The sequence below is a fragment of the Mycobacterium sp. SMC-2 genome (assembly GCF_025263485.1).
GTDB lineage: Bacteria > Actinomycetota > Actinomycetes > Mycobacteriales > Mycobacteriaceae > Mycobacterium.
In genome coordinates this window covers 151714-178673 of record NZ_CP079863.1, presented here as the reverse complement: position 1 = coordinate 178673, position 26960 = coordinate 151714, and the positions used below count along the sequence as shown (strand labels likewise).

29 protein-coding genes and 1 pseudogene are annotated in these 26960 nt (G+C 67.7%); 14 read left to right on the top strand and 16 right to left on the bottom strand.

Annotated elements, in window-relative coordinates; genetic code table 11:
- Nucleotides 1–8 precede the first annotated feature (8 nt).
- The 3 genes from KXD96_RS00930 to fadD3 are packed head-to-tail and all read right to left on the bottom strand — an operon-like array spanning nucleotide 9 to nucleotide 3630.
- The gene (locus KXD96_RS00930) at nucleotides 9–944 is read right to left on the bottom strand and encodes an acyl-CoA dehydrogenase family protein (protein ID WP_260742345.1); all 936 of its coding nucleotides are present in this window, start codon (nucleotides 942–944) and stop codon (nucleotides 9–11) included.
- Nucleotides 941–2086: an acyl-CoA dehydrogenase family protein gene (locus KXD96_RS00925; RefSeq protein WP_260742344.1), complete on the bottom strand. Its 1146-nt coding sequence runs from the start codon at nucleotides 2084–2086 to the stop codon at nucleotides 941–943. The genes KXD96_RS00930 and KXD96_RS00925 overlap by 4 nt, the downstream gene beginning before the upstream one ends.
- Complete coding sequence (gene fadD3, locus KXD96_RS00920; RefSeq protein WP_260742343.1) at nucleotides 2086–3630, bottom strand: 3-((3aS,4S,7aS)-7a-methyl-1,5-dioxo-octahydro-1H-inden-4-yl)propanoate--CoA ligase FadD3; 1545 nt, start codon at nucleotides 3628–3630, stop codon at nucleotides 2086–2088. The genes KXD96_RS00925 and fadD3 overlap by 1 nt, the downstream gene beginning before the upstream one ends.
- A gap of 48 nt (nucleotides 3631–3678) precedes the next feature.
- Between fadD3 and ipdE1 the strand changes: the two genes are divergently transcribed.
- From ipdE1 to fadA6, 5 genes and pseudogenes are all read left to right on the top strand, one after another.
- Entirely contained in the window at nucleotides 3679–4827 is a 1149-nt protein-coding gene (ipdE1, locus tag KXD96_RS00915) for an acyl-CoA dehydrogenase IpdE1 (protein WP_260742342.1), read from the top strand.
- The gene (ipdF, locus tag KXD96_RS00910; RefSeq protein WP_260742341.1) at nucleotides 4824–5612 is read left to right on the top strand and encodes a (5R,7aS)-5-hydroxy-7a-methyl-1-oxo-2,3,5,6,7,7a-hexahydro-1H-indene-carboxyl-CoA reductase; all 789 of its coding nucleotides are present in this window, start codon (nucleotides 4824–4826) and stop codon (nucleotides 5610–5612) included. Before ipdE1 ends, ipdF begins: the two co-directional genes overlap by 4 nt.
- Nucleotides 5613–5656: 44 nt before the next feature.
- Nucleotides 5657–6259 (top strand): TetR family transcriptional regulator KstR2, encoded by a 603-nt coding sequence (gene kstR2 / locus KXD96_RS00905; protein WP_260742340.1) that lies wholly within the window; start codon nucleotides 5657–5659, stop codon nucleotides 6257–6259.
- A pseudogene (locus KXD96_RS28690) lies at nucleotides 6223–6345 on the top strand (hypothetical protein); the annotation flags it as partial. The gene kstR2 and the pseudogene KXD96_RS28690, both read left to right, overlap by 37 nt.
- Nucleotides 6338–7498 (top strand): steroid 3-ketoacyl-CoA thiolase FadA6, encoded by a 1161-nt coding sequence (gene fadA6, locus KXD96_RS00900; RefSeq protein WP_260742339.1) that lies wholly within the window; start codon nucleotides 6338–6340, stop codon nucleotides 7496–7498. The pseudogene KXD96_RS28690 and the gene fadA6, both read left to right, overlap by 8 nt.
- Nucleotides 7499–7527: 29 nt before the next feature.
- Here the strand turns inward: fadA6 and KXD96_RS00895 are convergent, their stop codons facing one another.
- The 7 genes from KXD96_RS00895 to echA20 form a co-directional block, all read right to left on the bottom strand.
- On the bottom strand, nucleotides 7528–8268 hold the full coding sequence (locus tag KXD96_RS00895; protein WP_260742338.1) for a hypothetical protein: 741 nt from the start codon (nucleotides 8266–8268) through the stop codon (nucleotides 7528–7530).
- Nucleotides 8265–8912 carry a SatD family protein gene (locus tag KXD96_RS00890; RefSeq protein ID WP_260742337.1) on the bottom strand — a complete coding sequence of 216 codons (648 nt, stop codon included), beginning with the start codon at nucleotides 8910–8912 and terminating at the stop codon, nucleotides 8265–8267. The genes KXD96_RS00895 and KXD96_RS00890 overlap by 4 nt, the downstream gene beginning before the upstream one ends.
- 67 nt (nucleotides 8913–8979) lie before the next feature.
- Nucleotides 8980–9393: a nitroreductase family deazaflavin-dependent oxidoreductase gene (locus KXD96_RS00885; RefSeq protein ID WP_260742336.1), complete on the bottom strand. Its 414-nt coding sequence runs from the start codon at nucleotides 9391–9393 to the stop codon at nucleotides 8980–8982.
- 42 nt (nucleotides 9394–9435) lie between these two features.
- Complete coding sequence (ipdC, locus tag KXD96_RS00880; RefSeq protein WP_260742335.1) at nucleotides 9436–10512, bottom strand: (3aS,4S,5R,7aS)-5-hydroxy-7a-methyl-1-oxo-octahydro-1H-indene-4-carboxyl-CoA dehydrogenase; 1077 nt, start codon at nucleotides 10510–10512, stop codon at nucleotides 9436–9438.
- Nucleotides 10512–11255 carry a cholesterol ring-cleaving hydrolase subunit IpdB gene (gene ipdB / locus KXD96_RS00875; RefSeq protein WP_260742334.1) on the bottom strand — a complete coding sequence of 248 codons (744 nt, stop codon included), beginning with the start codon at nucleotides 11253–11255 and terminating at the stop codon, nucleotides 10512–10514. The genes ipdC and ipdB overlap by 1 nt, the downstream gene beginning before the upstream one ends.
- 3 nt (nucleotides 11256–11258) lie before the next feature.
- Nucleotides 11259–12134 (bottom strand): cholesterol ring-cleaving hydrolase subunit IpdA, encoded by an 876-nt coding sequence (gene ipdA / locus KXD96_RS00870; RefSeq protein WP_260742333.1) that lies wholly within the window; start codon nucleotides 12132–12134, stop codon nucleotides 11259–11261.
- The gene (echA20, locus tag KXD96_RS00865; RefSeq protein ID WP_260742332.1) at nucleotides 12131–12889 is read right to left on the bottom strand and encodes a (7aS)-7a-methyl-1,5-dioxo-2,3,5,6,7,7a-hexahydro-1H-indene-carboxyl-CoA hydrolase; all 759 of its coding nucleotides are present in this window, start codon (nucleotides 12887–12889) and stop codon (nucleotides 12131–12133) included. Before echA20 ends, ipdA begins: the two co-directional genes overlap by 4 nt.
- 69 nt (nucleotides 12890–12958) lie before the next feature.
- Between echA20 and KXD96_RS00860 the strand changes: the two genes are divergently transcribed.
- Nucleotides 12959–13744 (top strand): SDR family oxidoreductase, encoded by a 786-nt coding sequence (locus tag KXD96_RS00860; RefSeq protein ID WP_396877693.1) that lies wholly within the window; start codon nucleotides 12959–12961, stop codon nucleotides 13742–13744.
- 14 nt (nucleotides 13745–13758) lie between these two features.
- Entirely contained in the window at nucleotides 13759–14664 is a 906-nt protein-coding gene (locus KXD96_RS00855) for an SDR family oxidoreductase (RefSeq protein ID WP_260742331.1), read from the top strand.
- Nucleotides 14665–14727: 63 nt separating this feature from the next.
- Here the strand turns inward: KXD96_RS00855 and KXD96_RS00850 are convergent, their stop codons facing one another.
- From KXD96_RS00850 to KXD96_RS00835, 4 genes are read right to left on the bottom strand one after another with little or no spacing between them, the layout of a single operon-like run.
- Complete coding sequence (locus KXD96_RS00850; RefSeq protein ID WP_260742330.1) at nucleotides 14728–15183, bottom strand: nitroreductase family deazaflavin-dependent oxidoreductase; 456 nt, start codon at nucleotides 15181–15183, stop codon at nucleotides 14728–14730.
- Between the two features lie 39 nt (nucleotides 15184–15222).
- Nucleotides 15223–15639: a nitroreductase family deazaflavin-dependent oxidoreductase gene (locus KXD96_RS00845; RefSeq protein ID WP_260742329.1), complete on the bottom strand. Its 417-nt coding sequence runs from the start codon at nucleotides 15637–15639 to the stop codon at nucleotides 15223–15225.
- Between the two features lie 38 nt (nucleotides 15640–15677).
- The gene (locus tag KXD96_RS00840; RefSeq protein WP_260742328.1) at nucleotides 15678–16064 is read right to left on the bottom strand and encodes a hypothetical protein; all 387 of its coding nucleotides are present in this window, start codon (nucleotides 16062–16064) and stop codon (nucleotides 15678–15680) included.
- Nucleotides 16065–16071: 7 nt separating this feature from the next.
- Entirely contained in the window at nucleotides 16072–17235 is a 1164-nt protein-coding gene (locus KXD96_RS00835; RefSeq protein WP_260742327.1) for a steroid 3-ketoacyl-CoA thiolase, read from the bottom strand.
- A gap of 122 nt (nucleotides 17236–17357) precedes the next feature.
- On the opposite strand from KXD96_RS00835, the gene KXD96_RS00830 reads away from it, so the two are divergent.
- The 7 genes from KXD96_RS00830 (at nucleotide 17358) to KXD96_RS00800 (ending at nucleotide 24292) form a co-directional block, all read left to right on the top strand.
- Complete coding sequence (locus KXD96_RS00830; RefSeq protein ID WP_260742326.1) at nucleotides 17358–18608, top strand: cytochrome P450; 1251 nt, start codon at nucleotides 17358–17360, stop codon at nucleotides 18606–18608.
- A complete protein-coding gene (locus KXD96_RS00825) occupies nucleotides 18608–19678 on the top strand; it encodes an acyl-CoA dehydrogenase family protein (RefSeq protein ID WP_260742325.1) in 1071 nt (356 codons plus the stop codon). The genes KXD96_RS00830 and KXD96_RS00825 overlap by 1 nt, the downstream gene beginning before the upstream one ends.
- Nucleotides 19669–20832, top strand: coding sequence for an acyl-CoA dehydrogenase FadE29 (fadE29, locus tag KXD96_RS00820; protein ID WP_260742324.1), 1164 nt, complete (start codon nucleotides 19669–19671; stop codon nucleotides 20830–20832). Before KXD96_RS00825 ends, fadE29 begins: the two co-directional genes overlap by 10 nt.
- Nucleotides 20829–21779, top strand: coding sequence for a bifunctional MaoC family dehydratase N-terminal/OB-fold nucleic acid binding domain-containing protein (locus KXD96_RS00815; RefSeq protein WP_260742323.1), 951 nt, complete (start codon nucleotides 20829–20831; stop codon nucleotides 21777–21779). Before fadE29 ends, KXD96_RS00815 begins: the two co-directional genes overlap by 4 nt.
- Nucleotides 21776–22177 (top strand): MaoC family dehydratase, encoded by a 402-nt coding sequence (locus KXD96_RS00810; protein ID WP_260742322.1) that lies wholly within the window; start codon nucleotides 21776–21778, stop codon nucleotides 22175–22177. Before KXD96_RS00815 ends, KXD96_RS00810 begins: the two co-directional genes overlap by 4 nt.
- Entirely contained in the window at nucleotides 22177–23346 is a 1170-nt protein-coding gene (locus KXD96_RS00805; protein WP_260742321.1) for a lipid-transfer protein, read from the top strand. Before KXD96_RS00810 ends, KXD96_RS00805 begins: the two co-directional genes overlap by 1 nt.
- A gap of 106 nt (nucleotides 23347–23452) precedes the next feature.
- Entirely contained in the window at nucleotides 23453–24292 is an 840-nt protein-coding gene (locus tag KXD96_RS00800) for a hypothetical protein (RefSeq protein WP_260742320.1), read from the top strand.
- A gap of 59 nt (nucleotides 24293–24351) precedes the next feature.
- Here KXD96_RS00800 and KXD96_RS00795 read toward each other — a convergent pair whose 3' ends face one another.
- Nucleotides 24352–25212, bottom strand: a complete 861-nt coding sequence (locus tag KXD96_RS00795) for a MaoC/PaaZ C-terminal domain-containing protein (protein WP_260742319.1) — start codon at nucleotides 25210–25212, stop codon at nucleotides 24352–24354.
- Nucleotides 25212–26894 carry a 3-oxosteroid 1-dehydrogenase gene (kstD, locus tag KXD96_RS00790; protein ID WP_260742318.1) on the bottom strand — a complete coding sequence of 561 codons (1683 nt, stop codon included), beginning with the start codon at nucleotides 26892–26894 and terminating at the stop codon, nucleotides 25212–25214. The genes KXD96_RS00795 and kstD overlap by 1 nt, the downstream gene beginning before the upstream one ends.
- Between the last annotated feature and the right edge of the window lie 66 nt (nucleotides 26895–26960).

The following is a 26960-nucleotide window of genomic DNA, read 5'->3' as shown; positions in this document are numbered from 1 at the left end:
CTCTTCAGTCACAGCGCCTCCAGCACTCGCCGCCGATGCGCCTCGGGAGTACCCCAGGCCGAACGCAATGCTTGCACCCGCAGCAACCATAGGGACAGGTCGTTTTCCTGGGTGAACCCGATGGCACCGTGGGTCTGCAGCGCCGAACGCGCCGCCAGCAGGCCCGCCTCGGACGCCGCCGCCTTGGCCGCGCTGACATCGCGGGCCTCCAACGACAATGCCGCGCCGTACAGCAGCGGACGGGCGAGCTCGATCGCGATGTGCACGTCGGCGAGCTTGTGCTTGATCGCCTGATACGAACCGATCACGCGGCCGAACTGCGCCCGTTGCTTGGCGTAGTCGACGGTGCCGCGTAGCAGCGCCTCGGCGGCCCCGACCAGTTGCGCGGCGGTGGCCAGCGCCCCGAATTCGTACGCGCGCTGGACGTCTGCCTGCCAGGCCTGCCCTGTCGCGGTCACGTCGTAGAGTGGCCGGCTGGGGTCGACGGACTGGTGCCGCTCGCCGGGGGCGGCCTCGGCGGCACCGTCGCCGGTGGCCAGCAGCACCAGCCCGGCCGTGTCGGCGTCCACCGCCCGCGGCGTATGCGGCGGCAGCGCGACGGTGGCGATCATTTCGCCGCAGGCCAGCGCGGCGCAGCGTTCGTCAGCGGCGAGCAAAACCGGTGCGACGGCTATGGATTCGGCCACCGGGCCGGGCACACACCAGCGCCCCAGGCGTTCGATCGCGACCACCAGGTCGACCGGATGCGCCTCGATGCCGTCGAACTTCTCGGGGACCGCCAGCGCTGTGACGCCGAGGTCGGCGAGCTGCCCCCACACCTTGCGTCCCGGCGCCGTGTCGCCGGCGGACCACGCGCGGATCGCGGCCGGCAGGTCGGCCGCCCCGAGCGCGGCGTCGATGCTGGCCGCGAAGTCGCGCTGCTGTTCGTCTAGCGCGAATTTCATTTCTTGCCCCCGGACTTCTCGCGCGGCAGGCCCAGCAGCCGCTCCGAGATGATGTTGCGCTGAATCTCGTTGGTGCCGGCGTAGATCGGGCCGCCCAGCGCGAACAGCAGGCCGTCGGTCCAGGCGCCGGCGAGCTCGCCGTCGGCGGCGAGGATGTCGAGCGCGGTCTGGTGCAGGTCGACGTCGAGGTCGGACCAGAACACCTTGGTCACCGACGATTCGGCGCCAAGCTCACCGCCGGCGGCCAGCCTGGTCACCGTGCCGAAGGTCTGCAGCCGATAGGCCTGCGCCTTGATCCAGCCATCGGCCACCCGGTCGGCGAATGCCGCAGGCGAGCCGCGGTCTTTCCACAGCCGCACCAGCCGCTCGGCCGCGGCCAGGAAGCGGGCCGGGCTGCGCAGCGACATGCCGCGCTCGTTGCTCGACGTGCTCATCGCGGCGCGCCAGCCGTCGTTCGGGGTGCCGATCACGTCTCGGTCGGGGACGAACACGTCGTCGAGGAAGATCTCGCCGAAGCCGGTATCACCACCCAGCTGGACGATGGGCCGCACCGTGACGCCCTTGGCCTTCAGGTCGAACATGAGGTACGTCACGCCGCTGTGCCGCTCGGCCTCCGGGTCCGACCGGAACAGCCCGAAGCCCATTTCGGCGAACGGCGCGCGCGAACTCCAGATCTTCTGGCCGTTGAGCAGCCAGCCGCCGTCGGTCTCGGTCGCGGTGGACCGCAGCGAGGCCAGATCGCTGCCGGACTCCGGCTCCGACCACGCCTGCGCCCAGATCTGTTCGCCACTGGCCATTTTCGGCAGGATGCGGTCCAGCTGCTCTTCGGTGCCGTGCGCGAACAGTGTCGGCGCCAGCATCGAGGTGCCGTTGGCGCTGGCCCGGCCCGGGGCGCCGGCGCGGAAGTACTCCTCCTCGAACACCACCCAATGCAGCAGCGGCGCGTCGCGACCGCCGTACTTCTTCGGCCAGGTGATCACCGACAGCCCGGCGTCGAACAGCACGCGGTCCCAGTGCCGGTGCTGCGCGAACCCTTCGGCGTTGTCGTAGGACTTCGTCGGGATCGATTCGGCGTTGGCCGACAAGAATTCCCGGACCTCGGCCTGAAAGGCCAGGGTCGCTTCGTCCAATTCCAGATCCATCAGGCCAGCTCCCGCAGTTGTGGTTTGACCACCTTGCCGCCCGGGTTGCGCGGCAACGCATCGACGAACCGCACCGACCGCGGCGCCTTGAAGTTCGCCAAATGCTCACGGGTGTAAGCGATCACGGATTGCTCGTCCAGGCCGGCGCCGGGCCGGGTCACCACGAAGGCGCGGCCGACTTCGCCGAGCCGCTCGTCGGGGACTCCGATGACCGCGGCGTCGGCCACCCCCTCCATCCGGGCCAGCACCTGCTCGACCTCGGCGGGGTAGACGTTGAATCCGCCGCAGATGTACATGTCCTTGATCCGGTCGGTGATGCGCAGGTTGCCGGCCGCGTCGACGGCGCCGATGTCGCCCGTGTGCAGCCAGCCCTCGGAGTCGATCGCGGCCGCGGTCGCGTCCGGGTCGTCGAGGTAGCCCAGCATCACGTTGGGCCCGCGCAGCAGCACCTCTCCCGGCTGGCCGGGAGTGCTTGAGTCGATGCGCAATTCGAAGTCGGCGAACGGGCGCCCGCACGTGGTGGCGACGGTGACCGCGTCGTCGTCGGCGCGGCACATGGTTCCCATGCCGTTGGCCTCGGTCAGCCCGTAGGCGGTCAGCACGATGTCGATGTCGAGTTCGGATTGCATGCGCTCCACCAGCACGACGGGCACGGTGGCCGCGCCCGTCACCGCGAACCGCAGCGAGCTCAGGTCGTAATCCTTGCGGGCCGGATGGTCCAGCAGGGTCTGGTAGATGGTGGGCGGCCCGGGAAGCACGGTGATGCGGTGTTGTTCGATCGCCTGCAGCGCGTGCAACGGGTCGAACGTCAGGTGCGGGATCAACGTGGCGCCGGTCTGCAGGCAGGCCAGGATGCCCGCCTTGTAACCGAAGTTGTGGAAGAACGGGTTGATGCAGAGGTAGCGGTCGTCGCTGGTGATCTTGCCGTTGGCGGCCCACGACGCCGAGGCCGACAACGACTGCCGGTGCGCGCAGAGCACCCCTTTGCTGCGGCCGGTGGTGCCGGAGGTGAACAGGATGTCGCTGACGTCGTCCGGCGTGACGGCGGCGGCACGGGCGGCGACCGCGGCTACGGCTTCCGGGTGGGAGCCGCGGTCGGTGAAGTCGTCCCACGTTCCGTCGGCTGCCTCGATCGGGATTCGGACGATGTGCCGCAGCGCCGGCAGGGCGTCGCGATCAAGGTCGGCGACGCGATCGTTGCCGAGGAACCTGCCCATCGCGAACAGCACGGGCGCACGGGTGCGGACCAGGATGTCGGCGGCTTCTTCGGCGGTATAGCGGGTGTTCAGCGGCACCATGGCCGCGCCGGCGTGGTGGATCGCCAGGCAGGCGACCACCCAGTGCCAGGTGTTGGGCGACCAGATCGCCACCCTGTCGCCGGCTTGCACGCCGAGGCTGATGAGCGCCGCGGCGGCCCGGTGCACCTCGGCGCGCAGGGCGGCAGCCGTGAAGGAGCGCTCCTCGGTGATCAGCGCGTCGTGGTCGGGAATTTGCTGCGCCAAACGATCGAGCGCCGCCGGCACGGTGCGCGGATCGTCGGTCATCATTGCCTCTCTAACAAAGCAAGTGCTTGGTAGGTTAGCCTACAGGGCATGCAGGGCGTCGAGGAGTTCCGGGCGGAGGTCCGCGGTTGGCTCGCCGACAATCTGGTCGGCGAATTCGCAGCTCTCAAGGGCCTTGGTGGGCCCGGGCGCGAGCACGAGGCGTTCGAAGAGCGGCTGGCGTGGAATCAGCATCTCGCGAAGGCCGGTCTGACCTGTCTGGGCTGGCCGGTGGAACACGGCGGCCGTGGACTTTCGACCGCGCACCGGGTGGCGTTCTACGAGGAGTACGCCCGCGCCGACGCCCCGGACAAGGTCAACCACTTCGGCGAGGAGTTGCTCGGCCCGACGCTGATCGCCTTCGGCACACCCGAGCAGCAGCAGCGCTTCCTGCCGCGGATCCTCGACGTCACCGAGCTCTGGTGCCAGGGCTATTCCGAACCCGGCGCCGGCAGCGACCTGGCCAACGTGGCGACCACCGCCGAACTCGACGGCGACCAGTGGGTGATCAACGGCCAGAAGGTGTGGACGTCGCTGGCCCACCTGTCGCAGTGGTGCTTCGTGGTCGCGCGCACGGAGAAGGGCTCCAAGCGGCACGCGGGGCTGTCGTATCTGCTGGTGCCGTTGGATCAGCCGGGCGTGCAGGTCCGCCCGATCGTCCAGATCACCGGCACCGCGGAGTTCAACGAGGTGTTCTTCGACGACGCCCGCACCGATGCTTCGATGGTGGTCGGCCAGCCCGGCGACGGCTGGCGGGTCGCCATGGGCACGCTGACCTTCGAGCGCGGCGTATCGACGCTGGGCCAGCAGATCCGCTACGCCCGTGAGCTTTCCAACCTGGCCGACCTCGCCCGGCGCAACGGCGCCGCCGACGACCCCTTCATCCGCGAGCGGCTGACCCGGGCGTGGACGGGGTTGCGCGCGATGCGTTCGTATGCGCTGGCCACCATGGACGTTGAGCAGCCCGGCCAGGACAACGTGTCGAAGTTGCTGTGGGCCAACTGGCATCGCGCTCTCGGGGAGTTGGCGATGGACGTAATCGGCAAGCCTTCGATGACGATGACCGACGGCGAATTCGACGAATGGCAGCGGTTGTTCCTGTTCACCCGCGCCGACACCATCTACGGCGGATCCAACGAGATCCAGCGCAACATCATCGCCGAGCGCGTGCTCGGCCTGCCCCGGGAGGTAAAGGGATGAGCCTGTCCGAAGCTCCGAAAGAGGTTGCCGGACATGGGCTTCTGCAAGGCAAGGTGGTCGTCGTCACCGCGGCGGCGGGCACCGGTATCGGCTCGGCGACGGCGCGCCGCGCCCTGGTGGAGGGCGCCGACGTGGTGGTGTCCGACCACCACGAACGACGGCTGGGGGAGACCGCCGACCAACTGTCCGCGCTGGGATTGGGCCGAGTCGAGAGCGTGCTCTGCGACGTCACGTCCAGCGTGCAGGTGGACGCGCTGATCGCGTCGACCACCGCGCGGATGGGCCGGCTCGACGTTTTGGTCAACAACGCCGGGCTGGGCGGTCAGACCCCGGTGGTCGACATGACCGACGAGGAGTGGGACCGCGTCCTGAACGTGACGCTGTCGTCGGTGTTCCGGGCCACCCGGGCGGCGCTGGGGTACTTCCGGGAGGCGGGCCACGGCGGGGTGATCGTCAACAACGCGAGCGTTCTGGGCTGGCGGGCGCAGCACTCGCAGTCGCACTATGCCGCGGCCAAGGCGGGTGTGATGGCGTTAACCCGTTGTAGCGCAATCGAAGCCGTCGAATACGGGGTGCGGATCAACGCGGTGTCCCCGAGCATCGCCCGCCACAAATTCCTGGACAAGACGACCTCGGCCGACCTCCTCGACCGGCTGTCGGCCGGTGAAGCGTTCGGGCGGGCCGCCGAGCCGTGGGAGGTCGCGGCCACCATCGCGTTCCTGGCCAGCGACTACTCCAGCTACCTCACCGGCGAGGTCATCTCGGTGTCCAGCCAGCACCCGTGAGTGCCTCGCTAGCCAAGCAAGCGCTTGGTTGATATTCTGGCCGGATGGACCGAGTGGCCGGTCAGGCCAACACCCGCCGTGACGAGCTGTTAGAGCTCGCCGCGACCATGTTCGCCGAGCGAGGCCTGCGCGCCACCACCGTCCGCGACATAGCCGACAGCGCCGGCATCCTGTCCGGCAGCCTCTATCACCACTTCTCCTCCAAGGAGGAGATGGTCGACGAGGTGCTGCGCAGCTTCCTGGACTGGTTGTTCAACCGCTACCGCGAGATCGTGGAGAGCGAAACCAACCCCTTGGAGCGGCTCAAGGGGCTGTTCATGGCGTCGTTCGAGGCGATCGAACATCGGCACGCGCAGGTCGTCATCTATCAGGACGAGGCCCAACGGTTGTTGTCGCAGCCCCGGTTCTCCTACATCGAGGACATGAACCGGCAGCAACGCAAGATGTGGGTCGAGGTGATCAACCAGGGCATCGACGAGGGCTACTTCCAGCCCGACCTCAACGTCGACCTCGTCTACCGTTTCATTCGCGACACCACGTGGGTGTCGGTGCGCTGGTATCGGCCCGGCGGACCCCTCACCGCACAACAAGTGGGTCAGCAATACCTCGCCATCGTTCTTGGTGGGATTACCAAAGAAGGAGTCTGACAATGGCACGTGTCGGCGACGATGCAGTGGGGGGACCGCCCGCTTGCGGGGGACGAAGCGATGAGGAGGAGCGACACCATGGCTGAGGCGTACGTCATCGACGCTGTGCGTACCGCGGTTGGCAAGCGAAATGGATCGCTCGCCGGGGTGCATCCCCTGGACCTCGGCGCATACGCGTGGCGCGGACTGCTCGACCGGGTCGATGTCGACCCCGCCGCCGTCGACGACGTGATCGCTGGCTGCGTCGACGCCATCGGTGCCCAAGCCGGCAACATCGCCCGGCTCTCGTGGCTGGCCGCGGGTTACCCCGAAGAGGTTCCCGGCGTCACCGTGGACCGGCAGTGCGGTTCCAGCCAGCAGGCGATTTCGTTTGGCGCACAGGCGATCATGTCCGGCACCGCGGACCTCATCGTGGCCGGGGGCGTGCAGAACATGAGCCAGATCCCGATCTCGTCGGCGATGACGGTGGGCGAGCAATTCGGATTCACCTCGCCCACAAATGAATCCAAGCAGTGGCTGCACCGGTATGGTGACCAGGAGATCTCTCAGTTCCGCGGCTCGGAAATGATCGCCGAGAAGTGGAACCTGTCGCGCGAAGAGATGGAGCGCTACGCGCTGGCCAGCCACGAGCGTGCGTTCGCCGCGATCCGCGCCGGTCACTTCGACAACGAAATCATCACCATCGAAACGGAATCCGGGCCGTTCCGGGTCGACGAGGGCCCGCGCGAGTCCTCACTGGAGAAGATGGCCGGCCTCAAGCCGCTCGTCGAGGGCGGGCGGCTGACGGCGGCGATGGCCAGCCAGATCTCCGACGGCGCCAGCGCGGTGCTATTGGCCTCCGAGCAGGCGGTCAAGGACCACAAGCTGACCCCGCGGGCCCGCATCCATCACATCAGCGCCCGCGCCGCCGACCCGGTGTTGATGTTGACCGGGCCCATTCCGGCCACCCGCTACGCGCTGGACAAGACCGGGCTGTCGATCGGCGACATCGACACCGTCGAGATCAACGAGGCGTTCGCGCCGGTAGTTATGGCCTGGCTCAAGGAGATCAAGGCCGACCCGGAGAAGGTCAACCCCAATGGCGGCGCGATCGCGCTCGGTCACCCGCTGGGCGCCACCGGCGCCAAGCTATTCGCCACCATGCTCAACGAACTCGAGCGCGTCGGCGGCCGCTATGGCCTGCAGACGATGTGTGAGGGCGGTGGCACCGCGAACGTCACCATCATCGAGCGGCTCTAGCCGGCTCAGGGTCCGTCTGGCCGTTGCAATTACGGGGTCGCCAGCACCAGTCCGATCCCGCCGAGGGCCAGCAGCCAACTGGTGAAGCTGCCGACCAAGAAGTACTCGGTCACCTCGTCGATGCCGACCTCGCCGTTGCGGCCTTTCTGGGCGCTCAACTCGGGAAACCGGATGATGCCCTTGGCGGCAACGACGGCGCTGGCCGCGGCAACCTGGCCGCCGACACCGAGGCTCAGTATCAGCAGGCGCTCCATGGGGCCCAGCAGCCGCCCGCCCTTGAGCCGGTCCGACGGCTGCGGCTCACCGGCCGGGCGCACCGCTCCAACTGAACCGAGCACCAGGCGCACCAGCTGATTCGCGGTCGCGAACTGCACCAGCACCACGCCGACGATCATGAGCAGCCGGGTGGGGGCGACATGGCTGAATGGCAAGTGCGCCCAGCCCACCCACCGCGCAATGGCGCCGTTGACCGCCGACGACCATCCGGACAACAGCGTCAGCAGGGTGAGCGCCGCGGCGAACACCGCCAGCGGCGCGCCTTGGTGGCCGCCGCTGCGTTCGCTGCGCGCGCACAGCCATTCCCATGCGACGACCGATGCGGCCGCCAGGACGAGCAGTGGGATGTCGCCGGCGTGCCACAGGGTACCCAGCGCCGAGAACGCCGCCACCACGACCGGTCCGACCGCCAGCGCGACCCATGGCGCCCGGACCGCTCGCCGACACAGGTCGGCGATGCCGAACGCCGTAAGCAGGACCGCGACGGCGCTCACGGTAGGCCCCGAAGGTATTGGCTGGCAAGGACAATCAGGTCCAAACCGTCGCGGCTCGCGCGCTGTGACACCGCCGACGGACTGATGCCCTCGGCCGCGGCGAGCCCCTTTTTGGTCTGGCCCCTCATCAGCCCCCTCACGATCCGCAACGATCTCTCATCGAGCGATCCAAGCAGATGGTCCCGACAAATCAGCGCCGCGTTGACCGCGTCGACGTCGGCGCGCGTCTCTGCGGCTGCCCGAAATATCGTGCGCACCAGCGTGAGGCCGGGCTGCCGCTGGGCTTCCGCCGTCTGCTGGATGGCCTCCCGGGCCGTCCACCACCCGGGCCCGTCCTGGATTCCCGCGTCGGCATCGAGGATGGTCACCGCGCCCCATCCAAGCCCGAATCGGACATCGATCTCGGGCGCAAGTAGCAGCCGCACGGTCAGAGCCGCATCGATGGCACCACCAAGGGTGGGGTAGCTGCCCTGAAACTCGTCCCCCACGGTGAAGAACGGCGGGGCGATCGCGCCGGCCGCGACCTGGCTGAGGGCGGTGGCGACGCGTCGATGCAGGGCGGGCCGGTCGCCGGCCCGCCGGGATCCCACGACATCGCCGATCAAAGTCGCGCAGATTGAAGGCTCAGCCTTCATTCCAATCATATGAAGATTATAGCTTCATTCGGCCAAAATTTAGAGGAAAGCTTAATCCGCCATCGAGGTCGAGGTGCTACTTGTCCTTCACGCTCAGGTAGTGCTCGATGCCGAGCCGGGAGAAGGAGCGTCGCCGATCGGCCGACAGCATGGGCAGGGCCGCGGCCGCATCAATGATCTCGGGCTGCGCCACCTCGTAGCTCTCGCCGCGGGAGGAAATGGTCGCTTGCCCCGCGGCAAGGACGTTCCGCAACCAGTCCACTTCCGTGCCGTAGGGCAGCGGTATGACGAACCCGCCGTCCGTCCGGTCCGCCACGACCGGGGTGGCGTACTGCTTGCCCGACCGTCGCCCGGTGTGATGGACGACCGATGCGTACCAATGCTTGCGGCCGGCCAGGCGCAACATCAGTGGGTTGAGCAGGTATCTGTTGGAAACGCGGATCGCGCCCAGCAACGGCTTGGGCCACGTCTCGGGTAGCAGCGCACTCATGACCCCACGATGACCCATGGGCCGGAGCCGAAGCCAGGGTCTTTAGTCGCCGGATTCGATGAGCGCCGAAGCCGCCTGCAGATGCTTGATCGCGTCGCGCACCACCGAGTCGATCAGTTCGGCGCACGACGGCAGGTCCTCGAGGATGCCGGCCACCTGGCCGGAGGCGAGCACCCCGGCCTCGGTGTTGCCCTCGACCAGCCCGGCCTTCAGCAGCATCGGGGTGTTGGCCGCCATCACCACCTGCGACCAGGTCAGCTCCTTGCCGTGGCGCATCGCCAGGCCGTCGCGGATCATCGACCGCCAGGTCATCTGCGACATGTGCTTGAACTTCGCCGCGTTACGCACCGCCGCCGTGAGACCCCTTACCGGCGAGCCGCTTTCCAGCCTCTCGACCAGGCCGGTGCGCAGCACGCGGTGCGGCATGCCGTCGACGCGCGTGGTGACCACCGTGCCGTCCAGCGCCGCCTCCAGGTACCGCCGCTTGACCGCGTCGGGCACGGTCGAGTCGGAGGTCAGCAGAAAACGGGTGCCCATCGCCACCCCGGCGGCGCCGTAGCTCAGCGCCGCCGCGAGCCCGCGCCCGTCGAAGAATCCTCCCGCCGCGATCACCGGGATTCCGGTGCCCTGCACGGCGTCCAGCACCGAGGGCAGCAGCAGCGTCGTGGCGACGGGTCCGGTGTGCCCGCCGCCCTCGCCGCCCTGCACGATCATCGCGTCGGCGCCCCAGGCCGCGACCTTGCGCGCGTGCTTGGCCGCGCCGATCGACGGAATCACCACCGCACCGGCCTCTTTCAGCCGGGCGATCAGCTCCTGCTTGGGCGCCAGGGCGAACGACGCCACCTTCACGCCCTCGCGGATCATCAAGTCGACGCGGTCGCCTGCGTCGGCGGCGTCGGCGCGGATGTTGACCCCGAACGGCTTGTCGGTGGCGGCCTTGACCTTGCCGATCGCCGTCGCCAACTCGTCCAGCGTCATCGTGGCCGACGCCAGGATGCCCAGCCCGCCCGCGTTGGCCGTGGCGGCCACCAGCCGGGCACCGGCAACCCAGCCCATCCCGGTTTGCACCACCGGGTGCTCGACACCGACCAGCTCGGTCAGCGGCGTGCGCAACCTCATCAACGGATCTCCCTGTCGCGCAGGGACTTCGGATCGATCACCTCGCGGATCAGGCGCAGCTCGTCCTCCGTCGGCAGCCTGGTCTCGCCGGCCTCGTCCAGGCCGTGCACCTCGAACGACGTGGCCTCGCGGACGTCGCCGGGCGACACCCCGGGATGCAGGGACACGGCGCGCATGCTGTGGTCCGGCCCGCCGAAGTCGAACACCCCGAGGTTGGACACCACCCGATACGGGTTGGCGAAGCGGAACGCCGGATTGCCGGAGTCGATCTTGTCCCAGCCGATGCCGCAGACCACGTCGACGGCCGCACAGAACACCCGCTTGGAATGGTTGCCCACCCAATAGCTGGTCGCGTGGTTGATCGCGTTGCCGGGAGCGCCCCTCAGGCCGAACATCTGCCTGGTCGGGTGTTGCAGCGGACCGAACGCCGAGATGTTCTGATTGCCAAAGCGGTCAACCTGATTCGCGCCCATCACGACGTGCCGCCGCCCCCAGGCCAGCGTCTCGAACACCCGGCCGAACGGCATCCAGCCCTCCACGGGTCCGGTCTTGCCCAGAGCCGGCGTGTCCGCCAGCAGCTGTGCCTCGCCGTCGGTCAGCAAGATGTCCGGTGAAAAGGTCAACCGGGCCAGCCGCGCGCCGACCGAGGCCATGTTCGTCATCGGGCTGACCATGATTTCGCCCGCTCCGGCGAACAATTCGGCACAGGCGACGGCGCACACTTCGGCGCGGGTGCTGCTCACTTTTCAGCCCTCCTCTGCGAACGCGCGGACCGCCGCCTGGTAGTCGTCCTCGCTGCCCGACAGGTAGGTCTGGACGAAGGCCTGCCAGCCCTCGTCGGTGGCGGCCGCCTCGGCGTAGTGCCGCTGAAACTTCTCGTCGCGGCCGTAATCCGGTGCGGCGGTGGTGAAGTGGGCGCCGCCCGGCGCCTCGACCACGGAATCGACCATCATCCGGTTCACCAGCAGGGCCTGCGGGGGAACGGCCTTGACCAGCTCCTCCGTGGAGACGACGCGCTCGACCGACAGGAAGCGCTTGTCGGCGGCCATCAGGAACAGGTCGTCGAAGTAGGGATCGATCCCGGTGTAGGCCGCATTGCCCCGGCAGTCTCCGAGATTGAGGTGCGCGAAGGCCGCGTCCAGGCGCAGCGCCGGCATGGCGATCAGCGTCTCGTGCCCGCCGTCCGTTTTGTAGGGCGAAGTCACGGTTTGCAACTCGCCCTCCCAGAAGTCCGGCACCGAGCTGCCCAGCCCGGCGCGAATCGGCAGGAACGGCAGGCGTTGCGCGGCGGCTTGCAGGCCGCAGCGCAGCATGCCCTCGTCCATTTCCCGGGCCTCGAGGGCGCCACTGGTGCGGGCCTTGGCGAACCAGGGGTCGTAGAAGGGCGGGGAATCCAGCGATACGAAGCCGTAGTAGACGCGCTTGACCTTGCCGGCCGAGCACAGCAACCCCAGGTCGGGCCCGCCGTAGGTGACCACCGTCAGGTCTTTGACGTCGGTGCGCAGCATGGCCCGCACGAACGCCATCGGTTTGCGCCGCGAGCCCCAGCCGCCGATGCCGATCGTCATGCCGCTGCGCAACTGCGCGACGGCCTCGTCGAGGGTGGTTCGCTTGTCGGTCACTTGTCCTTGCCCTTTGCCGTACCGGCGAACGCATCGCGGTGTTCATCGGCGACCCCGGCCAGATTGAGTTCGAACGTAAAGCCTTGTTCCATGCGGTAACTCGAATTCACGCGCTGCACGTCGATGAGGTTGAGCGCCTCCTTGGCCGCGCGGATGACGCGGGTGTCCTTGGCGGCGATGTCTCTCGCGACCCGCAACGCGGCCTCGTCCAGCTGGTCGCGCGGCACCACCTCGTGCACCGAGCCGAAGTGGTGCAGGGTGGCGGCGTCCACCGTGGCGGCGGTGAAGAACAGCCGCCGCATCATGTGCTGCGGCACCAGCCGGGACAGGTGGGTGGCCGCGCCGAGTGCGCCGCGTTCGACCTCGGGCAGCCCGAAGGTGGCGTCGTCGGAGGCCACGATGACGTCGGAGTTGCCGACCAGGCCGATGCCGCCGCCGACGCAGAACCCATTCACGGCGGCAACGACGGGCACCGGGCATTCGTAGACCGCGCGGAAGGCGGCGAAGCAGCCGCGGTTGGCGTCGATCAGCGCGGTGAATCCCTCGGTGCGCTGCATCTCCTTGATGTCGACCCCGGCGTTGAAGCCGCGGCCCTCCGCCCGCAGGATGACGACGTGGGTCTCGGGGTTCTGGCCGGCGGCCGTGATGGCGTCGGCCAGCTCGAACCAGCCGCGCGATGGGATGGCGTTGACCGGGGGAAAGTCGACGGTGACCGCGACGATGCCCGGTTCGGTGGTTGTCGATGTGATGGGCAAGGTGCCACTTCCTTATGGGGCTTCCGGGGGCAACTACCTAAGCAAGCACTTGCTTGGTACGCTAGCACAGTGACCCGCGCCTCAGCACCCGACGCCATCAACTTGGGGCTGGCCGGGCGGGTGGTTCTGGTCACCGGCGGGGTTCGCGGGGTGGGCGCCGGCATCAGCTCCGTCTTCGCCGGGCAGGGCGCCACGGTCGTCACCTGCGCACGGCGGCCCGTCGAGGGCCTGCCCTATGAGTTTCACTCCTGCGACGTCCGCGACGACGACGCCGTGCAGGCGCTCATCGACTCCATCGTCGACCAGCACGGCCGGCTGGACGTGGTGGTCAACAACGCCGGCGGCTCGCCCTACGTGCTGACCGCGGAGTCCAGCGCGAAGTTCAACCGCAAGATCATCGAGCTCAATCTGATTGGCGCACTGTCGGTTTCACAACACGCGAATGACAAGATGCAAACCCAGGACGGCGGCGGGTCGATCATCAACATCTGCAGTCTCAGCGGTCGACGGCCCTCGCCCGGCACCGGCGCCTACGGGGCGGCCAAAGCCGGCCTGGAAAGCCTCACGCAGACACTGGCCGTGGAATGGGGCCCGAAGGTCCGGGTGAACGCGTGCGTGGTCGGCATGGTCGAGACCGAGCAGTCCGAACTGTTTTACGGTGACGCCGAGTCCATCGCCGCGATCTCCAAGAACGTGCCGTTGGGTCGGCTGGCCCAGCCCGAGGATGTCGGTTGGGCCGCGGCATTTTTGGCGTCCGACGCGGCGTCCTACATCAGCGGCGCCTCGCTGGAGGTGCACGGCGGCGGCGAGCCGCCGCACTATCTGGCCACCACCAACGCCAACGCGATCAAATAGAGGAGACACGAACAATGGGAGTGGTTGACGGCCGCGTCGTCATCGTCACCGGAGCGGGCGGCGGCATCGGCCGCGCGCATGCGCTGGCCTTCGCGGCCGAGGGCGCGCGCGTGGTGGTCAACGACATCGGCGTGGGCCTGGACGGCTCACCGGCCGGCGGGGGCAGCGCCGCCCAGGGCGTGGTCGACGAAATCATCGCCGCCGGTGGGGAAGCCGTCGCCAACGGATCCAACGTCGCCGACTGGAGCGAATCGGCCGGCCTGATCCAGACCGCCGTCGACACCTTCGGCGGGCTGGACGTTCTGGTCAACAACGCGGGCATCGTGCGCGACAGGATGATGGCCAACACCAGCGAGGAGGAGTTCGACGCCGTCATCGCCGTGCACCTCAAGGGCCATTTCGCCACGATGCGGCACGCCGCGTCGTACTGGCGTGGGCTGTCCAAAGAGGGCAAGACCGTCGACGCGCGCATCATCAACACCAGTTCCGGTGCCGGCCTGCAGGGCAGCGTCGGGCAGGGCAACTACAGCGCCGCCAAGGCGGGCATCGCGGCGCTGACTCTCGTCGGCGCGGCCGAGATGGGCCGGTACGGCGTGACTGTCAACGCCATCGCGCCGTCGGCGCGCACCCGCATGACCGAGACCGTCTTCGCCGAGATGATGGCAACGCAGGACCAGGATTTCGACGCGATGGCGCCGGAGAACATCGCGCCGCTGGTGGTGTGGCTGGGCAGCGCCGAATCCCGTGACGTCACCGGCAAGGTGTTCGAGGTCGAGGGCGGCAAGATCCGGGTCGCGGAGGGCTGGGCGCACGGCCCGCAGATCGACAAAGGTGCGAAGTGGGACCCTGCGGAGCTCGGGCCCGTCGTCGCCGACCTGCTCGCCAAGGCGCGCCCGCCGGTCCCGGTGTACGGCGCCTAGCGGCCGCCGTTTGCGCCGAGCGTGAAACTGTTGCGAAAAAACGCGACTTTTCTCGCAACAGTTTCACTTTCGCCGAAGCGGTTCGCACACCACCAACGGGATTACCCGGTCGGCGGCCTCGCGGTACTCGCGGTAGCGCGGGTACATCTCGACTAGCTGGGGCCAATACTTGGCGCGCTCTTCTGCGGTGGAGTCGCGGGCGACCAGATCGAGCCGCTGCGCCCGAATCTGCACCTGCACTTCGGGATTCTCCTGGAGGTTGAGGTACCACGACGGGTTATCCTCCCGGCCCCCGAAGGACGCCGGCAGAATCACTTTTTCGCCGTCGCGCAGGTACAGCGTCGCGGTGGTGCGCGGCTCGTCCGACTTGCGTCCGGTCGTGGTCAGCAGCGCCGCTGGGAAGCGCAGCAGCTTCGCGCCGATCCTGCCGTCGGTTCGCCGATACACCCAAACGTGCGCACGCGCGAAGTACTTCAGCAGCAGGGCGATCGGTCGTGAGTTGCGAATCCAGTTGGGCATCGTGCTCGGGTGATTCCCGCCCGGCGCCCTGGGAAAACGCTACGGGTCGCAGATGACGACCGGGATCACCCGATCCGTCCACGACTGGTAGTCGTCGAAGTTGGGGTACATCGCCACCAGTTTCGGCCAGTACTGTGCGCGCTCTTCGGGTGTGGCGTCGCGCGCCTGTAACTGCAACACCTCGTCTTTGATCTGCACGGATACTTTCGGGTTGGCCTTGAGGTTGAGATACCACAGCGGGTGCTTGTCGCGGCCGCCTTGTGATGCCACCAGCAGCACGCGATCGCCTTCTCGCATGTAGAGCAACGGGCTCACGCGCGGTTGCCCGGTCTTGCGTCCGGTGGTGGTCAGCAGCGCGACCGGGTTCTTCTGAAACGTGCCGCCCCACTTGCCCTTGCTGAGGCGATACATCCAGGTATTGCCTCGCGACATCCACTTGATGATGAAACCGGTCATGGGCGAATTCAATGATTTGGGCTTTTCCACGACAGTCCTTAGCGCTGGATGAACGGTTGGAAGCGAACCTTGATGTGCTGGATTTCGGCTCTCCCGCTCGGAGTTTCGGCGGGGATCACGAAGGTCTCGTTGACCCGGGCGGCCAGTCGCCGGCCGCCGAAGGCCGCCTTGGTCAGCACGACGTACGCGGCATGCACCCGGTCGCCGTCGACCCGGTAGTCCGGCGGCGTCGTGTCCGCGAGCAATCGGTACTGGGGGCCGCGATTCAGGCTGCGGCGCAAATGGTTTCCGGAAAACCCGTTCTTCATCCCTTGCTCGATGCGGGTGCACCCGGCGGCGAACGGAACGGAGTCGCCGTCATGGCTGACGAGCGCGTCGATGTACGACTGCGCCGCGGCGATGCGGCTCTCTGCGGAGACCAGCACCGAGGGGCTAGATGCGCTCGATGATGGTGCCGGTGGACAGGGCGCCGCCCGCGCACATGGTGATCAGCGCGGTGCTCTGGTCGGTGCGCTCCAGTTCGTGCAGCGCGGTGGTGATCAGCCGGCTGCCGGTGCTGCCCACCGGGTGACCCAGCGCGATGGCCCCGCCGTTGACGTTGACCCTGGCCATGTCGGGCTCGTGGACGCGCGCCCAGGACAGCACTACCGACGCGAACGCCTCGTTGATCTCGACGAGGTCGATGTCGCCCATCTTCATGCCCGCCTTCTCCAGCACCTTGGCCGTCGACTGCACCGGGCCGTCCAGGTGGTAGTAGGGCTCGGCGCCCACCAACGCCTGGCTGACGATGCGCGCCCGCGGCCGCAGCCCGAGCGCCTTGGCCTTGTCCTCGTCCATCCACAGCACGGCCGCGGCGCCGTCGGAAATCTGCGACGACGTTCCGGCCGTGTGGATACCACCCTCGATGACCGGCTTCAGCGCGCTCAGTCCCGAGAGGGTGGTGTCGCGCAGGCCCTGATCGCGGGAGATGATGACCCGCTCCGACGTCGGTCGCTTGTTCTCGTCCAGCGCCGGCGCCTCGATCGGGGAGATCTCGCGGTCGAACCGGCCCTCTTCCCACGCCAGCTTGGCCTTGGCCTGGGACTGGTAGCCGAACTCATCGATGTCTTCGCGGGTGATGCCACGCCGCTTGGCGATCCGCTCGGCCGCGGTGAACTGGTCGGGCAGGTCGATGTCCCACGACTCGGGCCGCAGGATGGTGCGGTCGGGGCCGGCGTTGGCGCCGAGTCCGACGCGGCTCATGGCCTCGATGCCGCACGCGATGCCGATGTCGATGGCGCCCGCCGCGATCAGGCCGGCGATGAGGCCGTTGGCCTGCTGGCTGCTGCCGCACTGGCAGTCCACGGTCGTGGCGCCAACGTGCTCCGGCAGCCCCGCGACGAGCCAGCTCACCCGCGTGATGTTGTTGGACTGCTCGCCGTACTGCGTCACGCAGCCGCCGATGACCTGTTCGACGTCGCCGGCGTCGATGCCGGCCTTCTCAACCAATGCCTTCTGCACCGCACCGAGGAGCTCGGTGGCGTGCAGCCCTGACAGCCATCCATTGCGTTTGCCGATCGGGCTGCGCGTGGCTTCGACGATTACCGGGTTACCCATTCCGTCAGGCTAGAACACGTTTCATTAGTCTGACAAGCGAGGATGGCTACCTGCCTTTTATCTGCGGAAGAGCCGTGTTTTACTGGCACTAGAACACGTTGCAATTGAGGAGCGCACACATCATGGCACCCCCCAACATCCCCGCCGACTTCGACTTTCTCGATCCTGACGTCAACCTCGCAGGGTTGCCAGTCGAGGAACTCGCCTGGCTGCGCAAGGCGGAGCCGATCCACTGGGTCGAGATCCCCAACGGCGCGGGTGGCTTCGAGGACCACGGATATTGGATCGTCACCAAGCACGCCGACGTCAAGGAGGTGTCGAGGCGCAGCGACGTCTTCTCGAGCTGGATGAACGGCGCCATCCCCACATGGCCGCCGGAGATGAAGCGTGAGCAGGTCGAACTGCAGCGCAGCGTCATGCTCAACATGGACGCACCCCATCACACCCGGCTGCGCAAGATCATCTCCCGCGGGTTCACGCCCCGGGCCATCGGGCGGCTGGAAGCGGAACTGGCCCAGCGCGCCCAGAACATCGCCAAGACCGCGGCGTCCGAGGGCAGCGGCGACTTCGTCGAGCAGGTGGCGTGCGAGCTGCCGTTGCAAGCCATCGCGGGCCTGCTCGGGGTTCCGCAGGAGGATCGCGACAAGCTCTTCCGCTGGTCCAACGAGATGACCGGCGGCACCGACCCCGAGTACGCCGACGTCGATCCCGCGCAATCCTCGATGGAACTGATCACGTACGCCATGGCGATGGCCGCGGAGCGAAACCAGAATCCCACCGACGACATCGTCACCACGCTCATCCAGGCCGACATCGACGGCGAAAAGCTTTCCGATGACGAGTTCGGCTTCTTCGTGGTCATGCTCGCTGTGGCCGGCAACGAGACCACGCGCAACTCGATCACCCACGGCATGATCGCTTTTGCCAACAACCCCGATCAGTGGGAGCTCTTCAAGAAGGAGCGCCCGTCGACCGCCGCCGACGAGATCATCCGCTGGGCCACCCCGGTTTCCGCCTTCCAGCGCACCGCCAGCGAGGACACCGAGTTGTCCGGCGTGCGGATCAAGAAGGGTGAGCGGGTGGTGATGTCTTACCGGTCGGCCAACTTCGACGAAGAGGTCTTCGACGACCCGCACACGTTCAACATCCTGCGCGACCCGAATCCCCATGTCGGTTTCGGCGGGACGGGCGCCCACTACTGCATCGGCGCGAACCTGGCCCGCATGACCATCAACCTGATCTTCAACGCGGTCGCCGATCACATGCCGGACCTCGAGCCGATCGGTGAGCCCGAGCGGCTGCGGTCGGGCTGGCTCAACGGGATCAAGCATTGGCAGGTGGACTACACCCGCAAGGCGGCGGTGACGTCCTGATGGACTTCGACCTCACTGCGACGCAACAGGCCGTCGCCGATGTGGTGACGTCAGTTCTGGACCGGGAGCTCAGCTGGGATGCAATGGTCAACGGGGGCGTGACGGCGCTGCCGGTGCCCGAGCGTCTCGGCGGCGACGGCGTCGGCCTGCTCGAGGTCGCCACGGTGCTGACCGAGGTCGGTCGCCACGGCGCCGTCACGCCGGCGCTGGCCACGCTCGGCTTCGGCGTGCTGCCGCTGCTCGACCTGGCCTCCGACGAACAGCAGGACCGGATTTTGGCCGGTGTCGCCAAGGGCGGCGTGCTGACGGCCGCGCTCAACGAGCCCGGCACCGCCCTGCCCGATCGACCGACGACCGCCTTCGCGGGTGGCCGCCTGTCGGGCACCAAAGTCGGTGTCGCATATGCCTCGTCGGCGGACTGGATCGTCGTGACCGCCGACAACGCGGTGGTCGTGGTGTCGCCGACGGCCGACGGCGTCCAGCTGGTTCGGACGCCGACATCGAACGGCTCCGACGAGTACACGGTGACGTTCGCAGACGTCGCGGTCGCTGACTCCGACGTGCTCGCGGGCGCGACGGCGCACCGGGTCAATCAGCTGGCGCTGGCGGCCATCGGCGCCTACGCCGACGGGCTGGTGGCCGGGGCGCTGCGCCTCACCGCGGACTACGTGGCCAACCGCAAGCAATTCGGCAAACCGCTTTCGACGTTCCAGACCGTGGCCGCCCAACTCGCCGAGGTCTACATCGCTTCGCGCACCATCGATTTGGCGGCGAAGTCCGTCGCTTGGCGGCTGTCCGAAGGACGGGACGCCGACGACGACCTGGATGTCCTCGGCTACTGGATCACCTCGCAGGCGCCGCCGGTGATGCAGCTCTGCCACCACCTGCACGGCGGCATGGGCATGGACATCACCTATCCGATGCACCGGTACTACTCCACTGTCAAAGACCTGACCCGGCTGCTGGGCGGGCCTTCTCATCGTCTCGACCTCGTGGCGATCGCAAGCGCGGCGAAGCCGGGCGCAGCGGGTCGCCACGCAGAGAATCTGGTTGGGGCGCAATGTTCATAGACCTGACCCCGGAACAGCGTCAGCTGCAAGCGGAACTGCGGGAATACTTTTCGAACCTGATCTCCTCCGACGAGATGAAGGCGATGGAGCAAGATCGCCACAACGAGGCCTATCGTGCGGTGATCCGGCGGATGGGCCGGGACGGCAAGCTCGGCGTCGGGTGGCCAAAGGAGTTCGGCGGCTTGGGCTTCGGCCCGATCGAGCAGTCGATCTTCGTCAACGAGGCGCATCGGGCCGACGTGCCGCTGCCCGCGGTGACGTTGCAGACGGTCGGTCCCGTCCTGCAGCAGTTCGGCAGCGAGGCGCAGAAGAAGAAGTTCCTGCCGGCGATCCTGGCCGGCGAGGTGCACTTCGCGATCGGTTACACCGAGCCGGAGGCGGGCACCGACCTGGCTTCCCTGCGCACCACCGCCGTGCGCCAGGGCGACGAGTACATCGTCAACGGGCAGAAGATCTTCACCACCGGCGCCCATGACGCCGACTACATCTGGCTGGCCTGCCGCACGGATCCCGAAGCCGTGAAGCACAAGGGCATTTCGATCCTGATCGTCGACACCAAGGACCCTGGCTACTCCTGGACGCCGATCATCCTGTCCGATGGCGCCCACCACACCAACGCCACCTACTACAACGACGTGCGGGTGCCCGCCGACATGCTGGTCGGCGAGGAGAACGGCGGGTGGCGGCTGATCACCACCCAACTCAACAACGAACGGGTCATGCTGGGCCCCGCGGGCCGTACCGCCGGCATCTACGACCGGGTGCATGCCTGGGCGTCCAAGCCGGGTAGTGACGGGGTCACGCCCATCGACCACGCCGACGTCAAGCGGGCACTCGGTGAGATCCACGCGATGTGGCGGATCAACGAGCTGCTGAACTGGCAGGTGGCCGCCGCGGGTGAGGACATCAACGTGGCCGACGCGGCGTCGACGAAAGTCTTTGGCACGGAGAAGATTCAGTACATCGGCCGACTCGCCGAGGAGGTCGTCGGCAAGTACGGTAATCCCGCAGACTCGGATACCGCCGAGCTGCTTCGCTGGCTGGACTCGCAAACCAAGCGCAACCTGGTGATCACCTTCGGTGGAGGCGTGAACGAAGTCATGCGGGAAATGATCGCGGCCGCGGGCCTCAAAGTGCCGAGGGTGCCACGGTGACCGATATTCAGGAAGCGATCGCCGAGATCAAGGCGGCGGGCGACCCCAAGCCGCGCTCCGGCCGCGATCCGGTGAACCAGCCGATGATCAACAACTGGGTGGAGGCCATCGGCGATAGCAACCCCATCTACGTCGACGAGGCCGCCGCACGAGCCGTCGGACACCCGGGAATTGTCGCCCCGCCGGCCATGATTCAGGTGTGGACCATGTTCGGCCTGGGCGGGGAGCGTCCGAAGGACGACCCGATGGGCCCCATCATGGAGTTATTCGACAACGCCGGCTACATCGGCGTGGTCGCCACCAACTGCGAACAGACCTATCACCGCTACCTGCAGCCCGGTGAACACGTCAGCATCACCTCGGAGATGGGTGACGTGGTCGGGCCCAAGCAGACCGCACTGGGCGAGGGCTGGTTCATCAACCAGCACATCATCTGGCGCGTCGGAGACGAAGACGTCGCCGAGATGAATTGGCGCATCTTGAAATTCAAGCCGCGCTCGGAGTCTGAGACGTCCCAGGTGCCCGCTGACCTCGATCCCGACGCCATGATGCGTCCGGCGTCGTCGCGCGACACCGCCTTCTTCTGGGAGGGCGTCAACGCACACGAGCTGAGGATCCAGCGCCGGCCCGGCGGCAGCCTGCAGCACCCGCCCGTGCCGGCGGTGTGGCAGGACAAAGCCGCCCCGATCGACTACGTGGTGGCCAGCGGCAAGGGCACCGTGTTCAGCTTTGTCGTGCACCATGCCCCGAAGGTGCCCGGCCGTACGCTGCCGTTCGTCATCGCTTTGGTGGAGCTCGACGAGGGCGTGCGAATGCTGGGCGAGTTGCGCGGGGTGGACCCCGCCAAGGTGAAAATCGGAATGCCGGTCCGCGCAACCTATATCGACTTCCCGGCCGGCCCCGCCGGCCCCGAGTGGACCCTGTATGCCTGGGAGCCCGCGGCATGAGCGCACCCGCCATCCAAGTCGGCACCGTCCTGCCTGAGCTGAAGCTGCACGGCGACCCGACCTTCATCATCTCGACGGCCCTGGCGACGCGGGACTTTCAGGACGTGCACCATGACCGCGATCTGGCGCAGGCCAAGGGGTCGAAGGACATCTTCGTCAACATCCTGACCGACACCGGGCTGGTGCAGCGCTACGTCACCGACTGGGCGGGACCCTCCGCGCTGATCAAGTCCATCGGGCTGCGGCTCGGCGTGCCGTGGTACGCCTACGACACGGTGACCTTCTCCGGCGAGGTGACCGCCGTGGACGACGGCCTCATCACGGTGAAGGTGTTCGGGCGCAACAGCCTTGGCGACCACGTCATCGCGACCGTGACGCTCACGATGGGGGACTCCTGATGCTCTCCGGTAAAGCGGCGATCGCCGGAATCGGCGCCACCGACTTCTCGAAGGACTCCGGTCGAAGCGAGCTGCGGTTGGCGGCCGAGGCGGTGCTGGACGCCCTGGACGACGCCGGTCTTTCGCCGTCGGATGTCGACGGGCTGACCACCTTCACGATGGACACCAACAACGAGACCGCGGTCGCGCGCGCGGTCGGCATCGGTGACCTGAAGTTCTTCTCGCAGATCGGCTACGGCGGCGGCGCCGCGTGCGCGACCGTCCAGCAGGCGGCGCTCGCCGTCGCCACCGGGGTGGCCGAGGTCGTGGTGGCGTACCGGGCGTTCAACGAACGGTCGGGCATGCGGTTCGGTCAGGTGCAGACCCGACTGGCCGGAGATGCCCGCGCACAGGCCGATTCGACCGCGGCGGACAATGCGTTCTCCTACCCGCACGGGCTCTCGACCCCGGCCGCGCAGGTCGCCATGATCGCCCAGCGCTACATGCACCTGTCCGGTGCGACCAGTCGCGACTTCGGTGTCATCTCGGTGGCCGACCGCAAGCACGCCGCCAAGAACCCGAAGGCCTACTTCTACGAGAAGCCGATAACCATTGAGGACCACCAGAATTCGCGGTGGATCGCCGAGCCGCTGCGGCTGCTGGACTGCTGCCAGGAAACCGACGGCGCGGTCGCGATCGTGGTGACGTCCGTGGAGCGCGCGCGGGACCTCAAGCAGCGGCCGGCCGTCATCGAGGCGGCGTCGCAGGGCTCGAGCCCCGACCAATACACGATGGTCAGTTACTACCGGCCGGAACTGGGTCTGCCCGAGATGGGCGTGGTGGGTCAGCAGCTGTGGCAGCAATCCGGCCTGCAGCCCTCCGACATCCAGACCGCCATCCTGTACGACCACTTCACCCCCTTCACGCTGATTCAGTTGGAGGAGTTGGGGTTCTGCGGCAAGGGCGAGGCCAAGGACTTCATCGCCGACGGCGCAATCGAGGTTGGTGGCCGGCTGCCCATCAACACGCATGGCGGGCAACTCGGCGAGGCCTACATCCACGGGATGAACGGGATCGCCGAGGGCGTGCGGCAATTGCGCGGCACCTCGGTGAACCCGGTCCCCGACGTCGAGCACGTCCTCGTCACCGCGGGAACCGGTGTGCCGACCTCGGGCCTCATCCTCGGCTAACCCGACTCTTTTGGCCTCGAGCGTGACGCTGCGGTCACGCTGGGCCGCGACCGTGACCACAGCGTCACGCTCGAGCCGTGTCGGTGGTCGCTGACACACTGCGGCCATGGGAGAACCGTTCATCGGCAGCGAGGCCGTGGCCGCCGGAGCCCTATCGCATAGTCAACTGCGCCGGAAGTACACGCGGGTGTTCCGCGATGTCTATGTAACCGAAGGAACCGAGCTCACTCATCGGCTTCGTGCCCGGGCCGCGTGGCTGTGGTCGGGCCGCCGCGGTGTCATTGCCGGCTTCTCGGCCGCGGATCTGCACGGTAGTGAGTGGGTCGACGCACATCGGCCCGTGGACGTCATCCATGACAACCGGCATGCACTGCCGGGTCTGCAGATATGGGGGGATCGGCTCGAAAGTGACGAGGTCGGGCTGATCGACGGCATCGCGGTTACGACTCCGGCGCGCACCGCGCTCGACCTCGCTTGCTGGTATCCACAGACAACAGCGGTCGCCGCGATTGACGCGCTGGCTCGCGCCACCGATGTCAAGATGGCCGACGCCGAACTGTTGGTGGCTCGATACCGCGGACGTCGCGGAATTGAACGAGCACGCGGCTCACTCGACCTGGTGGACGCCGGCGCGCAGTCGCCGAAGGAGACCTGGTTGCGCCTGGTTCTGGTGCAGGCGGGTCTGCCACGGCCACAGACGCAGATCCCGGTGTTCGACGAATTCGGGAGTGCAATCGCATATCTGGACATGGGTTGGGAAGATGTCAAAGTCGCGGTCGAGTACGACGGGGACCAGCATCGCAACGATCGCTCCCAGTACCACTGGGACATCAGGCGACTAGAGAAGCTGCAACGTCGCGGATGGATAGTCATCCGGGTGGTCGCAGGCGACCGCCCAGCCGACATCGTTCGCCGAGTAAGGGCAGCACTGGCTTGTCGAGCGTGACGTTGCCGTCACGCTGGGCCCCGAATGTGACTGCAGCGTCACACTCGGGGCGAGGGCCCCTAGGCGGGCACCAACTCGACGCCGCTGAGCACCACAGCGTTGTCGCGCGAAGGCGCGACAACGCTGGCCAGCAGCCGCCCGCCTTCCTTCCAGATGCCGACGTTGAGCGTCTCGCCGGGGAACGCCACCCCGGCGAAGCGTGCGCCGTAGGCGGCCACCGCCCCGGCGTCGCCGTCCAGCAGCGTGTCGACGATCGCCTTGCACGTCATGCCGTACGTGCATAGGCCGTGCAGAATGGGCTGCGAAAAGCCGGCGGCCGCAGCGAATTCCGGATCGGAGTGCAGCGGGTTGCGGTCCCCGCACAGCCGGTACAGCAGCGCCTGCTGCGGCAGGATCGGCACCGCGACCTCCATGTCCGGCGCCCGGTCCGGCGCCGCGTCGCCCGTCGACGGGCCGCGCTCGCCGCCGAATCCGCCCTCGCCACGGGCGAAGATGGACCGCCGCTGCGTCCACAGCAGCGTGCCGTCTGGCGCGCTGACCGTCGTCTCGCTCCAGATCACCGCTGCCTTGCCCTTGTCCCAGATATCGGTGAACCGGGTGACGGCGCGGGCCGACCCCGAGGGCGGCAGCGGCCCGGGCACCTCCACCCGCTCGCTGGCGTGCAGCACCTTGCCCAGCTCGATGTCGATGCCGGGGAATTGCACGGTCGGCGGCTTGGTCATGTGGAAGGAGGCCGCGACGTTGCCGAACGTCGGCAGAACCTGCGGTGTGTCGTCAGCGAGGTAGCGCAGTTCGCGCGGGTCCATGGGGTCCTTACCCGCCCCCAGCGCAAGGTGGTAGAGCTGGACATCGCTGCTCGTCCACGAGAAGTCGATGGGCTCCAGCTCGGCGGCCAGCGCGACGTCTACGTCAATGGGCATCAGCGTTCCCCCGCAATGTGCAGTGCGGCCAGGTATCCGAAGGTCATCGCCGGCCCTATCGTGCCGCCCGGCCCCGGATAGGTGTGGCCCATCACCGGTGCGCTGACATTGCCTGCGGCATAAAGGCCTTCGATGATCGTGCCGTCGTCCCGCAGCGCACGGCCGTGGACGTCGGTGCGGACGCCGCCCTTGGTGCCCAAGTCCCCGGGCACCATCTTGGCGGCGTAGTACGGCGCGTGGGTGAGCTCGCCCAGGTTGGGATTCGGCTTGTTGGTCGGGTCGCCGTAGTAGCGGTCGTACGCGCTCTCGCCGCGGTGGTAGTCCTCGTCGACGCCCGAGCGGGCGAAGCCGTTGAATCGCGCCACCGTCGCGGTGAACTCGGCAACGGGCAGGCCGGCCTTCTGGGCAAGCTCCTCGAGCGTCTCGCCCTGGATGATGACCCCGGAATCCATCCACTTGCGGGGAATGCGTTGTCCCGGCTGCAATCCCGCGAAGATGTAGCGGTCCCGGTATTGCTGGTCGAACACCAGCCACGCCGGAATGTTCTCGCCCGGCCCGGGCCCCTGGCCGAATTCCCCGCCGTACATGTGGTGGCAGGCCTCGACGTAGGGCATCGACTCGTTCATGAACCGCTTGCCCGACATGTTGACGATGATCGATCCCGGCGAATTGCGTTCCGACAACGCGAACCACGGCGCACCCACCAGCGGCACCGTCGGGCCCCACCAGGCATCTTCCATCAGTTCCAGTGCGGCCCCGAGCTTTTCGGCGGCGAGGATGCCGTCGCCGGTGTTGGCCTTGGCTCCGACGGTCCACTCCGTGGTGATCGGCGCACGCTGATACTTCACCCGCATCTGTTCGTTGTGCTCGAAACCGCCGGAGGCGAGGATCACCCCCCGCCGGGCCCGGATCAGCCTCGGCTCGGATGACTCCGATGCGCCGGTGTCGCGGACATAGACCCCGCGCACCACGTCGTCCTCGACGTACAGGTCGGTCAGCGCGGTGTTGAGCAACACCGGAACGCCGGCCTCCTGCAACCCGATCCGCAGCGGGCCGATCAACGCCCGGCCCATGCCGACGAGGTTCTTGCCGGTCGCCTTCGCCCACATCGTGCGGGCGCCGACCCTCAGGCTGCGCAGCACGCCCCGCGGGTGCCGCTTCAGCTGGTTCAGCCGCACGTAGTCCTGTTGCATCACAACGACGTTGAGCGGCACCTTGCCGTAAGCCGGCTCCAGCCCGGGCATGTCGGCACCCAGCTTGCGGGCGTCGAATGGCTTCGGCTCGATCGAGCGGCCTTCGGCGCGGCCGCCCGGCGCCTCGGGGTAGTAGTCGGAGTAGCGCGGAACCCAGCACATCTTCAGCGGGGTGTGCTTCAGCACAAACGAGAGCATCTCGGGCCCACGGTCGAGGTAGGTGTCGATGCGCTCCGGTTCGACGATGTCGCCGATGATGCCGTGCAGGTAGGTCCGGGCCGCCTCGGCGCTGTCCCGGACGCCGTCACGCTTGAGCACCTCGTTGTTGGGAATCCAGACGCCCCCACCGGACCGTGCGGTCGAGCCGCCAAAATGCGCAGCTTTCTCGATGACTACGGTGGAAAGCCCCTGGTGAGCGGCGGTAAGGGCAGCCACCATGCCGGCTCCGCCGCTCCCGACCACGACGACGTCGTGCTCCTGTGCTGTCATGTAGAACACGTTATAGAATTGCGCGGGCCGGGCGCTACTGGGCCGGTCACACGGACGAGGGGACTT